The following is a 13,196-nucleotide window of genomic DNA, read 5'->3' on the forward strand; positions in this document are numbered from 1 at the left end:
TTAATATTGGTGTGAAAAATTCATTTGAACATTAGATAATGTTTGGTAAAGTTTTTATGTATACTTATTATCGGAAAAAATTATATTTAAGGTTAGAATTATTTTATGTGCTTTTTTGGGACTTAACTATTAATCAATTTTGCAATCCTTTATAATAATAGATGGTACTTTGCTCTTTATTTTATTCATTTCTTTTATGAAATAATCCATTTTCTCTCTATCAGATACAGCCCTGTAATATTGGAATGCATAATAATATCCATAGTAATTAATTCTTATTTCTTTTGACTTCAATAGTGGTTCAATGCTTTTTAAATCAATTTTTGAGAAATCACTACTTGTAATTTGATTTTCTATCAATTTAAATAATGCAATTTCTTCATCTTTCTCTTGTCCACCCTTATGTAATCGTCTCCATCTTCCCCCATCAGTATATAAAATACCTGTTTTTAGAGGAAGAGGAAGGATACAAATTACTCCCATTCCTAACGGCATTGCTCCTAATAGCAAAAGCACAGTACTTCCTGTAATAATTCCCAATGGTAGAAAAATAACTCCCATTACTATTGAAGCAACTGGTCCACCTAATAAAACCTTTGACCATATCTTTATGTTATCATTATTAGATTCATAAGGAGCAGTGCAACCAACACCGCCCCACATTACAATCTGCTTTTCAAGATAAAATTTAATGTTATTATTTTCATCTGACTTTATTCCTAATGGTCCAATGACCAATAAGTAAAATCGCCAACCATTAATTAATCCTACAATAACATGCCCTAATTCATGTATTACTCCAGAAATAAAATAACATAATATTGTAATCAATACAAAAGTAACAATCTCCACTTGTTCCCCCTCAAACTTAATATATTCATCAGAAGACAGGCTGCATTAAATTTTTTCAAATCTAAACACTATAAACAAACCCGAATTTTAAAGCTAATATCATGACATCCGCCATGTTAATCCCATTATCATTAGTAAGGTCACATCTTTTATCAAATATCTTATCACCCGGAACCGTTCCAAAAGCTTTTGCAATAATAACAACATCATGCATATTTACAGTACCGTCATTGTTTATATCTTCTACAACTCCTGGAATGGTAGGAATAGTAGTTACTGGATTTGTAGGAGTATTGCTTGGTCTTGGATCACTGCCGTCCAAATAATATGTAACCCATGCCAATGCAGCATTTAGGCTTATAGTTACACTATTTGTCATAAATGATTCAACATGATCAACATAGCATGTCTGAGCAGCAGGTCTGCCAGTTTTCGAACCTGCATAAGCCCATGGATCTAGCGTTCCTGAATTTGGTCCGCTTGCTACAAATCCTGGAGGAACAGATGGGTATAAAGGGTCAGCCTGTGGACAAAAGAACCTGTGGTGCGGATACTTCATGGGGTTTTCACCATATCCAGAAACATATACCTTTAACAGTGGATTACGTCCCATAAGATAATCCAAAGCCCTCGTTTTCCTGTATTGTCATAAATGTGTCAGCAGCTGTTTTAATACTATCTGCAACTTCCGGAAATTCATCTATTTTATGCAAAGCCAATGTCAGAGTTCCCAATCCACCTGTAGCACTCCAATCAAAACATCCTGCCAATCCGTTTGATGCACCTTTCAATGTAACAGGCATTTTCAAACTATATTCGTAAGCCTTCAAATCACTAAGATATTCTTCCTTTCCTGTTGTAACATATAATTCACATGCAGCCCAATAAAAATCATCTTCAAGATAATTATCCCCATATGTTTCACTGCCAGGCTCCTGTCCATACGGTGACATCACTGCGGGATGCTTTTTAGCAGCTTCATATGCAGTTTCTGCTGAAGTAAGGCACTTAGCTGAAAAAGATTTGTCTTTATCCTTCCATATGCGAGAAGCCTGTGCTGCACAAGCAGTAAGATTTAATGTAGCTGCTGTTGAGGGTGGATAATATATCCTTCTTTCCTTATCCTGATCAGGACGGGTTGGAAAGGATGTCCATTCCTGATCTGCCATCTTGTGTACTGCCATACCTGCTCTGTCAAAACCTTCAGGAATCTGCATTTTTAGCATCCATTCCATTTCCCATCTGGTTTCATCCATCAGATCATTTTTAGAATTCCCACCTTCTGGTATATTTAGTTTTCCGTCACCAAATTGTTCCTCTTTTGATGTTGCAACAGAGTGTTCATATTGGTTTTGGAGAATCCATAAAGCCAGTCCGCCATGGACAACATATTTACCATGATCTCCTGCATCATACCAGCCCCCTGTACTTTCTATAGACTCAGGACCACTGTAATTTCTACCGTTAATAAGTATTGCTGTATCATTAGCATGACCTGCTGCACGTGCCCATTTGGTTTCTACACAGTAAGGCATTTCAATATTTATACCGCTTCTTGCATGGTAGAAATATTTAAGTGCATCATATTTCATTTGTGAATACATGTCCGTTCCGATATCGAAGGGAAAGCTTACAGCACTTCCTGCAACAAGCTGATAGTTCTTACCAGGTTTTGTATAGTATGAAAAATCTATTATTTCTAAAGTTTCCCACGATGCATGATCTCGACCGTATGGCTTTGTTTTTCCGGAAGCAACAACAACACCTGAGCTGTTCTTTAGCTGCCATTCAATAGGTAGTGCACCATAAGACTTAACCTTTAATGTAGCTTTTTTAGCTGCATGTGGAAAATACCCTAACTGATTAACCCTTATATCCCTTGCTGGTGTTGATGTAGGTATAGGAGTAGGTATAAATTCAGGATCAACTAATGACATTGAAATAAATTGAATTTCACACGGTAGAGGACCAGGCAGATCTCCACCAAGGTAGAAAGCAAACTCTGCAGACTGGATGCTCTCATTTACTGTAAATGTGTCATTTATATTAAGAATCTGCATTGCTTTAACTGAAAACGGTTGATTGTTATTATTCCATACATCCCCAAAAGGCTCGCTACTACCACCGACTCTGGCATAAATTTTACAATCCTTATTTGCTCTGAGTGAAAACTTCACGTTGTATGTATGGCCTGCAACTATTGATATGTCTTTATGGCTCAATTGAACATCCTTACTATTTGTGCTTTTCTGGTCAATGTGAACAACAAGATTACCATCACTTATAAATGAGTAAGAATTGTGATTGTTGTTTTCAAACACTTTCCAAGGCAAAGTGATTTCATCCTTAAAATTAGTTTTTTGCAGCAGCTCACCCGCACTGGACGCCATGGAAACCCCAATTAAAACAAGCAGTATTATGCATATCAAACCTAATTTTTTAAACACGTTGATCACCCCTATAATTTTCATATCATATAATTTAATTATACAGTAACTTTCTATAAATATAGATAGTTAATATCAGATAATTTATGTATTATTTATAAGTTTTTTACTTATGTTTCTTATATTCATCCACCAATGTCATATTGAGATGCCCAGTCAATAATTACACCTTACCCACATAACAGCGAGTTCTATTGGGCAAAATCAGTACACTGTTATTACTGTATTTATGAAAAAGGCTAGTCAACCCATCTATAAAGCTCTTGTAGTTTTCATCCCTTTCCGATGGAGCATAAGATGCCGATAAGCTGCTTCCTATATAGCTTTCTAAAGTTAATAATCTATTGTTATCAAATTCACGATACTCACAATATCCGTCTTTAAAGAAATCACTATATAATAATGGGCTAAAACCGCTCCCACCAGAAAATCCAGAAAATTCAGGGCAAAGTGATCTGCATAATTCATCATTTTCCTTAATCAATTCGCTCTCAGGCACTCTACTGTTCCAAATAAGAATAGCCTTACCGTGAGGCTTAAGTATCCTTTGGAACTCAACCTTGGTTTTCTGTCTGTCAAACCAGTGAAAGGCTTGTGCTACAGTTACATAATCCACTGATTTGTCTGACAAGTTTGTATCCTCAGCACTTCCATCAACTGCAGCAAAATTGTTTAAATCAGAGCAATACTGAATACATGCTGTTCGCATATTAAAATTAGGTTCAACTGCATACACCTTACCAACCTTATTAGCAAGAAGCATTGTAAAGATTCCAGTACCTGCTCCGACATCAGCAACAATAGAATCATCAGCTAACCCTGCTTCAATTTCAATATAATCAATTAACTCCTTCGGATATGACGGGCGGTATTTTATGTAGTCTGTTACTTTGTTTGTAAACTTGTCTTTACTGTTCATAGACTTCATCCCTCTTCTATAAGTTTTACTTTAATGTAATTCCTCTTCATTAAAAGATGAGCATTTGGTTTTGGAATAATATTACTTAGAAAAACTTCTGAAGTAAATATGATTACCATCCGGATCACAGAAATGCATATTTCTTGCACCCCAAGGTCTTGTAATTGGCGGCTCAATAATATTGACTCCAAGGCGTTTAAGTCTTTCATATTCAATGTCAACATCTTCAACGGTAAATGAAATGCACATATTTTGATTAGAGTTATTTTTCTCTTTTCCATCATTATAAATTGTCAAAGTTGTACCTGTCCCACTTATTGGTATTACTTGGTGTATTTCATCATCACTATCTGATGTGGTATTGAGAACCGCTTTGTAAAACTCTGCCATCCTTAAAACATCGTTTGTCAACAAACACACTTCAGCTAAAAACATGTAGTAATCCTCCCATAAAAAAGCAATTTTCACTTCATGATATTAAATTTACTAAATATATTAGACTTACATAATATATTTAGAATATCAATATAACTATGTTCTGAAATATTTCTTTTTCTTAAGTATTGATTGCTTGATTTTAAATCCATCATTAATATGAACTATTTGGTGTCGCGTGATTGGCATGAGGATTATTCCTGCTACGTCTTTCTTGCCCCAAAAGTCCAAAAGCCAGATACTATCTGGGTGTTCCAAGATTCCTCCTTCATTAAAAATCTTGGTTAAACCTTCAGACTTTATTTTCCTTTTCATATCCTCAGACTTAAGTTTTGACAATATTTTTTGCGTCTGTAATCCAACAGCAATACGATAATCTTTCAATGCTTCAATATCAATTCTTTTACTAAAATCCATAATTTCATCATCGCTCATAGCATTACCAGTATCTGTTACATGAATATGTAGTCTAGAAAGCCATTCGTCACTTAGAACCTGATTAGTCTCATTGACCAGAATATTTATTGTCAAATCCTCAATTCTTGTAATATGCCAAATGTTCCATGCTATTGTCACAGCTTTTTCCGACGGCATAATTGCAAAATCATAATTTTGCATTCCATCCCACAACTGATCAATAAGCGTGGCCTCTTTTTGTCCGCTCATTTCGGCAAAATGTACAGATGAATGCATATCAACCAAAAGTCTCTTTGCCTCGGCAAACAAACTGGGATTTCGAATAGTCTCTGTTAGCCTCTTTTGCTTTAAGTTCCATTCTGACGTTATGCTCATATTTCACTCCTAATCACTCTAATAGTTGTGATTTAAACAGGTGCAGCTATATTTTATTCTGCTTCTTCTTTTCTTTTTCATGTTAAATTAGTTGAATGATCGTTTCCAAACACCCATACCATGGGTTCCTGCAAAAATATTTGTACCATCCATGTAAGACGAATATACATCAATATTATTCAATACTGAATCATCTGCTCTCCAGTTTTCGCCGTTGTCGGTTGAAATAAAAACTCCGCCGCCGTAAGTTCCCGCAAAGATAGTCTTATCTCTCACTGTAATAGTATTGACATTTTTGTTTGTCAGACCTTTATTAACCTGACGCCAACTTGTACCATAATCGGTGGAAATAAAAACGCCGTCCCCTGGAGTTGCTGCAAAGAGATTTGTGCCACTTACAGCAAGGGAGAATATCTGAGTGTTTATCAATCCTGTATTTACCTCAGTCCAGCTTGCACCGTTATTGGTGGAAAGTAAAACGCCATTGCCAAATGTTCCTGCAAATATGTTATTACCGATGACAGCAAGAGGCCCTATATTATAGTTTGTCATACCTGAGTTAACCGGGTTCCAGCTTGTGCCATTATCAGTAGAGTGAAAAACTCCTCCTCCTAAAGTACCGGCAAAGATATTGTTATCAATAACCGCAAGTGAATTGATGAATTTGTTTGTTAAACCTGAATTAACTTCCGTCCAGCTTGTACCGTTATTGGTGGAAAGAAAAACTCCCCCTCCGTTAGTCCCTGCGAAAATATTGGTTCCGCTAACTGCAAGGGAAAAAACATAAGGATTGTTTAAACCCGAATTTATCTCTTTCCAGCTTTCGCCGTTGTTATCGGAAATAAATGCACCAGCACCGCTGGTTCCGGCAAACATATACTTACCGCTTTTGGCAAAAGATCCAATATGAGTATTTATAAGACCTAAATTAACCGACATCCAACTTGTGCCGTTATCGTTTGATAGGAAAACACCCCCGCCATTTGTTCCGGCAAAGATATTTGTGCCATTTACCGCCAGCGAATAAACAAATGTATTTGTAAATCCTGAATCAATTCTATTCCAGCTTACACCTTTGTTGTTGGAAATAAAAATGCCATCTCCTGTTCCGGCCAATATATTTGTATCGCTGACAGCAAGAGAATATACATATTGGTTTGTCAAACCTGAATTAGCTGCATTCCAGCTTTTCCCGTTGTTATTTGAAAGAAAAACACCACCGTTGTAAGTTCCTGCAAAAATTGTTGAACCACTTGAAACAAGAGAAGTTATTTGTGGATTTGTCAAACCGCTATTAACTTGATTCCAGCTTTTGCCGTTATTTTCGGAAAGGAAAACGCCTCCATCCTCTGTTCCGGCAAATATGTTAGTGCCGCTTATTGCAACAGAATTGACACTGCTGCTTGTCAATCCTGAATTGACTGCACTCCAGTTTGTGCCATTGTCGGTGGAAAGAAAGACACCGCTGCTGGTTCCGGCGAATATATTCTCACCACTTACAGCAAGAGAGAGGACAATGGATTCTGCTAACGATGAATTAACCATCTTCCAACTCATTCCTTTATCATCTGAAGTAAAAATACCGCTGTTGGTTCCGGCAAATATACTAGTGCCCTTGATAGCCAGAGAATAAACATTTTTGTTTGTAAGGCCCGAATTTATTTCCTTCCAACTTGCACCATTGTCTGTGGAATGAAAAATACCTCTGCCTTCTGTCCCTGCAAAAATATCCTTCCCCTCAATTGCAAAGCAATGTATATAACCGCCCCATGGTCCATTAGTTTGTACCCATTGTGTAGATGGAGTTTCTTTAGGAATAAAAAGCAAAAGAATGATCACAAAAAAAGTTACGAGTACTAGAAAGGATACAATCATCACAGGTTTGGAAACCTTTTTCATATTTTCCTCCTTATACATAGTGATAAACTATATGGGTTATAAAATCTACACTTCTATAATAGCTATAGTTATCATTTGATGCAATGCTTTTTGCTAAATATAGGACTTTTAACTAAGACATTTTAAAAGCCGCTTGCTAAATAAAGCAGGCGGCTCCTAAAATCATTCTTCCTGTTTTTAATATTGAGCGAAACCGAGCCCTCGGCTTTTGAGGTTCTGAACAATGGTTGAAACAGCTTGATTTGTGGCTTGATACTGATCATGCATCAGTGGGTTACCACCAGCCTGTAAGCTGTTGCAAGCCGAAATTATTGACTGTGTGTTTGCACCATTCCAGTCCTTAGTATCAACCGTAGGACTAACGATGGATAGGCCAAGTGCTGAACATGCTTGTTGGATTGTAGAATTGCTCTCCAGGTATGGAAGACGTATCTTTGTTGGTTTGGGCTTTCCAGCATTCTGAATAGCATCGCTGCATTGCTTGAGGTCATTGTAAACCTGCTGGTAGCTCCAGCTGGTCATATGCTGGTGTGACCAGCTATGGTTCTGGAGGCTGAAACCTGAATTTTTATAAGCATCCCAACCTGTTGAGTTGCTACTGATCTTGTTGCCCCATACAAACATTGTGGCTTTATCACAGCCTGCACTCTTGAGGTTATTTATCAGTGTTTGAGAGTTACTATTATTTGGTCCGTCATCAAAGCAAAGATAAACATTGCCGTTGGCACCGTTTTGGTTTGAATTATTATTGTTGTTATTATTGGTATTGTTGTTTGTATTACTACCGGTATTACTACCTGAGAATACAAATGAATTAACATTTACTGGTCCTGAGAATACCAATACTAGATCCTGTACTCCTGTAACTCTATTGATGTTACAGGATTTATTTTGATAAGTGTCCCAGCCTCCTGTTGAGACATTTGACAATGTTCCTAAAAGAGTTCCGTTTGCACTTCCTACTCTAATCTGGATATTTGAATTTTGCTGTGAAGCAACAGCTGCACTAAATGAAGTTGCACCACTTCCAAAATCAATATTGCGATATGTTACAGTATTTCCGCTATTAATATATCCTATTGAACCTCCATTTACTTGGATAGTTGAGGAATTTGTAGCGTTATAACTTTCTGCTTCTATTGTAGAGAAAGCACTCTTTGCTGCCGTATTGTTATTATTATTGTTGTTATTGTTGTTATTGTTATTGTTGTTATTGTTATTGTTGTTGTTATTGTTTGTATTACCACCTGAGAATACAAAAGAATTAACATTTACAGGTCCTGAGAATACCAATACAAGATCCTGCACTCCAGTAACTCTATTAATGTTACAGGATTTATTCTGATAGGTGTCCCAGCCTCCTGTTGAGACATTTGACAATGTTCCTAAAAGGGTTCCGTTTGCACTTCCTACTCTAATCTGGATATTTGAATTTTGCTGTGAAGCAACAGCTGCACTAAATGAAGTTGCACCGCTTCCAAAATCTACATTGCGGTATGTTACAGTATTTCCGCTCTCAATATACCCTATTGAACCTCCATTTACTTGGATAGTTGAGGAATTTGTAGCGTTATAACTTTCTGCTTCTATTGTAGAGAAAGCACTTTTTGTTGCAGTGTTATTATTGTTGTTATTATTGTTATTATTGTTATTATTATTATTGTTGTTATTATTATTGTTATTGTTGTTTGGTGTTCCGCTACCTTCTGACACTGTTATATTTGCACTTCCGCTACTTTGATATCCTTCGGATTCCATTATTTGATAATCCCAAGTAGAACCCATATTCATGCCTTTACTTTTCCATGCATTAATATGGTTGCTAAAAGTGATTGTTCCGCTGGATCTCTTTGTTGTACGAACGCTAAAATACTGTGTAAAAGTAGCTGTTCCCTCGATGGAAGGTTGATTGACACGTTGCATCTTGTATAAATTATATGTACCGCCGTCAGAGTTAAATGTTCCTAATGATGTTCCTCCCGGAGGGGTCCATGCACCATAGTTTTCGATTACATAATATTCGATAAGTGGGTTTTTGGTCCATCCATAGAGTGCTAAATATCCATTGTTTCCACCATTAAAACTACCCGAAAAACTTACATTTCTATTCGGTGACCCAGTTTTCCATCCCTTACCGCAAGTAAAATTAGTACAATTGCTCCAAGTAACACTGTAATTGCCGCCACTTCCCAAAGTCATGGCAACTGAACCACCGCCTTGGTTCCAAAACGAATAGTAATAACCATCATGGGTTCCAGTTTGATTTGTAGTGACTGTTGTTGCTGCCTGTCCATTTATTGGACACATGGTGAACAAGATAGTAAAACACATCACAATTGAAAAAATTACCTTCATTTTCGTTTTCATTGTACACTCTACCTTCTTTCTTAAAATTATAATTATGTAAAATATATATATAATATACAATTTATAAAAAAATTATGTCCAAATATGTAAAAAACCGCGAAATGTTTTTACCCTTAATTGTTGTAGTGAGAAATTGTGGTGTAGAACTATTGATTATTATGCTGAATCTGTGTAGAATGTATCCATGCGTTACTCCCTTATCCTTATTTTCGAATGCTAATAACAGAGGACTAAAAACATATGAAGAAGAAAAGCTTATTATCAGATACAAGGAAAGAACTTAAAATATATTTTGCTATAATAGCATTAACGGCTCTAGCACTTGGGTTTAGCAATGATATCATATCAAACTACTTTAAAGATGCATATAACGCTTCAGCTTATCAACGGGGACTTATAGAATTTCCAAGAGAAATTCCAGGAGTTTTATGTATATTCTTGATAGCAGGATTAGGTTTTCTAAGAGACATAAAAATAGCAATTCTTGCTCAAATATTAAGTATTTTCGGAATAGCTGTTCTTGGCATATTAACACCATCTTTTTCTGTTATGCTGATATTTATATTTATAAATTCACTGGGTATGCATTTATTTATGCCGCTTCAGGACAGTATCGGCATATCTCTGACTGACCCCAAAAACACCGGAAGACTCATGGGGCAATTCAAAGGTATTACAACTGCTTTTCAGATGCTTGCTGCAATATTGGTACTTATCGGATTCAAAACTGGATACTTCAGTTTTACCAAACCCATAAAATCTGTTTTTTTGATTTCAGCAGGTCTTTTGATAATAGTATTAATGTTTCTTATTGTTCTCAATAAATATCATCACATCAACCAAAATGACAGGCAAAATAATAAGAAAAAGTTGAACTTTGTTTTCAGAAGAGAGTATAAGTATTATTATATACTGGTTATTATGTTTGGTGTGCAAAAACAAATCATGATTGTATACGGACCCTGGGTACTTATTGACCTGCTTAACAAAAAGGCCGATACTATTGCGTTATTGAATATAATCGGAGCGTTTATAGGTGTATTTTTCATCCCGGCCGTGGGCAGGTGGCTGGATAAGTTTGGCATAAAGAAACTCTTATATGCTGATGCCTTTTCATTTATAGGTGTTTATTTTCTTTATGGGCTTCTCAGTATGGGCTATTCAGGCGGAACTTTATCCAAGGTTGGACTGCCGGTATTTCTTGCATACATCCTGTTTATAATAGACAGAATGTCAACACAATTAGGCCTTGTAAGAACAGTTTATTTACGCACAATAGCAGTAGATAAATCAGACATAACACCCACATTGTCACTTGGTTTAAGTATGGACCATGTAGTATCAATAGCCAGTGCATTTGTGGGAGGAATCATTTGGGGTTCATGGGGCCCACAGTATATATTTTTCTTTGCATCATTCCTGTCATTAATCAACCTTTATGTGGCTGTTAAAGTAAAGTTAAAATGAACATATAGAAAAATAATTTACCGTAAAGGGAAATCAAATGTTAGAATTACTTGGTGGTATAATCGAAATTATTTTTGACAATAAAAAAGTTCCTAAATGGGTTAAATTATTAATAGGAACTTGTTTGCTTCTGCCTGCCATTATTTTACTTCTTTTAGGAAGTATCGTATCTTTATTCTCTAAAGAAATAATACGGGCATTTTTAGGTTTGATTTTTGCAATAGGGTTGTTTTTGTTATGGATATTCTTTTTATATAAATCTAAAAAAAACTAAAAAACCCTGTAGTTCATTGGACTCATTCCCTTCCTGGTAACTTTTTTACCAATCATTTAATATATATACCTTATATATTAGTATTTAAACAAGGTTTTTTAAAATTTTTCCCTGTTGTAAAAAATTAAGTATCTAATCATTTCAATCTTATGAACTTGGTTTTTCCAGCCTCAATATCATCTTTGCTTATGGCAAGAGATTCCATTTCCTGTCTTTCTGTAATACCAAGCTCTTTACATGCTGCGTCTATAACTTCCGGAGAATTGTGTGTAGGTATCACTATACTTGGTTTAAATTGTTTAAGAACAGTAATACACTTTTCTGTGGATGTACCATATTCGGGTGCATTTGTAAATATCATAAAGGCAATATCTATCTGCCCTAATTTTTGTAACTGTTCGTCAGTAAGCTTATCCTGACCCAAGTCGCCCATATGAGCTATGCGTAATCCATCTACTTCATATACATATATGGCATTAGTAGGATACTCCTTATTGATGTCACCTGAATAATGGGAAGCAGCTATACCTGTAACCTTAATATCATCTACAGTAAGGCTTTCCTCCTTCATCATGGACTGTTTGCAATCATTTTGGATATAGTTATAGTCTATATGATCTGGGTGATCATGGGTTATTGTAATGATAGAAGGCTTGATTTCTGTCACTTCTGGTGTAAGCATATAAGGGTCAAGAACAGCCGCAGTACCCTTTTTTGATACTATAAGATAGGATGTATTGCTTCCTTCCTTGTCGGTCGTAGCACTTTTTATAAGCACTTTTCCAGTATCGTTCTTATAAACGGAATTCTTCTCCTTCTCAACTGTTCCTGCCGCATTACTGGTATTGTTTTCTGTAGCAGCAGGTTTTGTTGGTGTATCCTTTACAGCAGCTTCCTTATTTTCTCCACAGCCCTGTAAAGATAGACATATGGCCAAACTTAGTATTAGAGTCAAAACTATTATTCTTCTTTTTCTCATATAGGTAACCTTCCTTTTTTGTTTTATTGAGAACATTTTACTACTTTGCAATCCGTTTAACAATTGTTTACAGCTTTTTTTAAATACTTATAATAACATGCTATTGCTTAAATACCTTTTTATCAAGCGATTATATTGCCTAGATGCAACATGACATAATTTTGAAGATGTTATTATTTTGCATACATAAAAATACTGTGAATTTATATTTTTTTGATGTAATGCAACAAAAATTTACAAAACTTAATCCTTTGAATCTATTAATTTAAAGTTTAGCAACAAAATAATACAAATTTACTGGCATCTCATGTTTCATATCTTTTACCATAATGTTTTCTTGCCATATTTGTATACTTTAAAATGAATTCTGTTTTTGCTTCAGTATAACCATCCCTATTATGCTCATATTGTTCTTTTAATGCTTTCTTCAGTATTCCATATTCATCCGCTGATTTCCTATGATCTAAAAGAAAAGTCTCTAAAATATAATTCATCCCAATCTCCCAAAAAACGAATATGTTAATAAAAAACTTTTTCGGCACTTACTTCCATTAAAATATCAATAATTGGTTTGGACATTAATCCCTTAACAGAGCTGCTTCCTATATGGTTTATCCTCTTAACAACATTTTTTCCTACAGCGTTTTCTATTTGGTCTTTCTCATCTATATGCCATTGTTTATAAGCTGGATTATGTTCTTTTAAGACAATAGGAAATAGTTGCCATAGTTCTTCTAATGACATTTCATTTAATGCTTTTCCCAT

Annotated in this window: 11 protein-coding genes and 1 pseudogene; 2 read left to right on the plus strand and 10 right to left on the minus strand. The window is 35.5% G+C overall.

The features are described from left to right. Window positions 1–129 precede the first annotated feature (129 nt). From Bccel_RS05145 to Bccel_RS05180, 8 genes are all read right to left on the minus strand, one after another. Complete coding sequence (locus tag Bccel_RS05145; protein WP_036940530.1) at window positions 130–852, minus strand: M50 family metallopeptidase; 723 nt, start codon at window positions 850–852, stop codon at window positions 130–132. Window positions 853–913: 61 nt separating this feature from the next. Continuing rightward, on the minus strand, window positions 914–1,477 hold the full coding sequence (locus tag Bccel_RS05150) for a glycoside hydrolase family 9 protein (protein ID WP_050753145.1): 564 nt from the start codon (window positions 1,475–1,477) through the stop codon (window positions 914–916). After that, window positions 1,455–3,299: a glycoside hydrolase family 9 protein gene (locus tag Bccel_RS05155; protein WP_050753146.1), complete on the minus strand. Its 1,845-nt coding sequence runs from the start codon at window positions 3,297–3,299 to the stop codon at window positions 1,455–1,457. The genes Bccel_RS05150 and Bccel_RS05155 overlap by 23 nt, the downstream gene beginning before the upstream one ends. 163 nt (window positions 3,300–3,462) lie before the next feature. Then, a complete protein-coding gene (locus Bccel_RS05160; protein WP_036940533.1) occupies window positions 3,463–4,218 on the minus strand; it encodes a class I SAM-dependent methyltransferase in 756 nt (251 codons plus the stop codon). Between the two features lie 81 nt (window positions 4,219–4,299). Further along, window positions 4,300–4,653, minus strand: a complete 354-nt coding sequence (locus tag Bccel_RS05165) for a VOC family protein (protein ID WP_036940536.1) — start codon at window positions 4,651–4,653, stop codon at window positions 4,300–4,302. A gap of 96 nt (window positions 4,654–4,749) precedes the next feature. Next, window positions 4,750–5,445: a DinB family protein gene (locus Bccel_RS05170; RefSeq protein WP_036940539.1), complete on the minus strand. Its 696-nt coding sequence runs from the start codon at window positions 5,443–5,445 to the stop codon at window positions 4,750–4,752. A gap of 87 nt (window positions 5,446–5,532) precedes the next feature. Further along, entirely contained in the window at window positions 5,533–7,344 is a 1,812-nt protein-coding gene (locus Bccel_RS05175; protein ID WP_036940542.1) for a WD40/YVTN/BNR-like repeat-containing protein, read from the minus strand. Between the two features lie 177 nt (window positions 7,345–7,521). Then, the gene (locus Bccel_RS05180; protein ID WP_050753147.1) at window positions 7,522–9,711 is read right to left on the minus strand and encodes a glycoside hydrolase family 11 protein; all 2,190 of its coding nucleotides are present in this window, start codon (window positions 9,709–9,711) and stop codon (window positions 7,522–7,524) included. A gap of 240 nt (window positions 9,712–9,951) precedes the next feature. Between Bccel_RS05180 and Bccel_RS05185 the strand changes: the two genes are divergently transcribed. Together Bccel_RS05185 and Bccel_RS05190 are read left to right on the plus strand one after the other, a co-directional pair. Then, window positions 9,952–11,178 (plus strand): MFS transporter, encoded by a 1,227-nt coding sequence (locus tag Bccel_RS05185; RefSeq protein ID WP_036940545.1) that lies wholly within the window; start codon window positions 9,952–9,954, stop codon window positions 11,176–11,178. A 37-nt stretch (window positions 11,179–11,215) separates the two neighbouring features. Beyond that, entirely contained in the window at window positions 11,216–11,452 is a 237-nt protein-coding gene (locus Bccel_RS05190; protein WP_036940548.1) for a hypothetical protein, read from the plus strand. A gap of 136 nt (window positions 11,453–11,588) precedes the next feature. Here the strand turns inward: Bccel_RS05190 and Bccel_RS05195 are convergent, their stop codons facing one another. Continuing rightward, a complete protein-coding gene (locus Bccel_RS05195; protein WP_036940551.1) occupies window positions 11,589–12,431 on the minus strand; it encodes an MBL fold metallo-hydrolase in 843 nt (280 codons plus the stop codon). A gap of 305 nt (window positions 12,432–12,736) precedes the next feature. Continuing rightward, window positions 12,737–13,196, minus strand: a pseudogene (locus Bccel_RS05200) (GrpB family protein).

It is taken from the genome of Pseudobacteroides cellulosolvens ATCC 35603 = DSM 2933 (assembly GCF_001262605.1).
Classification (GTDB): domain Bacteria; phylum Bacillota; class Clostridia; order Acetivibrionales; family DSM-2933; genus Pseudobacteroides; species Pseudobacteroides cellulosolvens.

Bases quoted from the DNA above. Each gene is read 5' to 3' on its own strand.
- Bccel_RS05160 (WP_036940533.1), bottom strand. From the start codon at position 4,218: ATGAACAGTAAAGACAAGTTTACAAACAAAGTAACAGACTACATAAAA.
- Bccel_RS05165 (WP_036940536.1), bottom strand. From the start codon at position 4,653: ATGTTTTTAGCTGAAGTGTGTTTGTTGACAAACGATGTTTTAAGGATG.
- Bccel_RS05170 (WP_036940539.1), bottom strand. From the start codon at position 5,445: ATGAGCATAACGTCAGAATGGAACTTAAAGCAAAAGAGGCTAACAGAG.
- Bccel_RS05175 (WP_036940542.1), bottom strand. From the start codon at position 7,344: ATGAAAAAGGTTTCCAAACCTGTGATGATTGTATCCTTTCTAGTACTC.
- Bccel_RS05180 (WP_050753147.1), bottom strand. From the start codon at position 9,711: ATGAAAACGAAAATGAAGGTAATTTTTTCAATTGTGATGTGTTTTACT.
- Bccel_RS05185 (WP_036940545.1), top strand. From the start codon at position 9,952: ATGAAGAAGAAAAGCTTATTATCAGATACAAGGAAAGAACTTAAAATA.
- Bccel_RS05190 (WP_036940548.1), top strand. From the start codon at position 11,216: ATGTTAGAATTACTTGGTGGTATAATCGAAATTATTTTTGACAATAAA.
- Bccel_RS05195 (WP_036940551.1), bottom strand. From the start codon at position 12,431: ATGAGAAAAAGAAGAATAATAGTTTTGACTCTAATACTAAGTTTGGCC.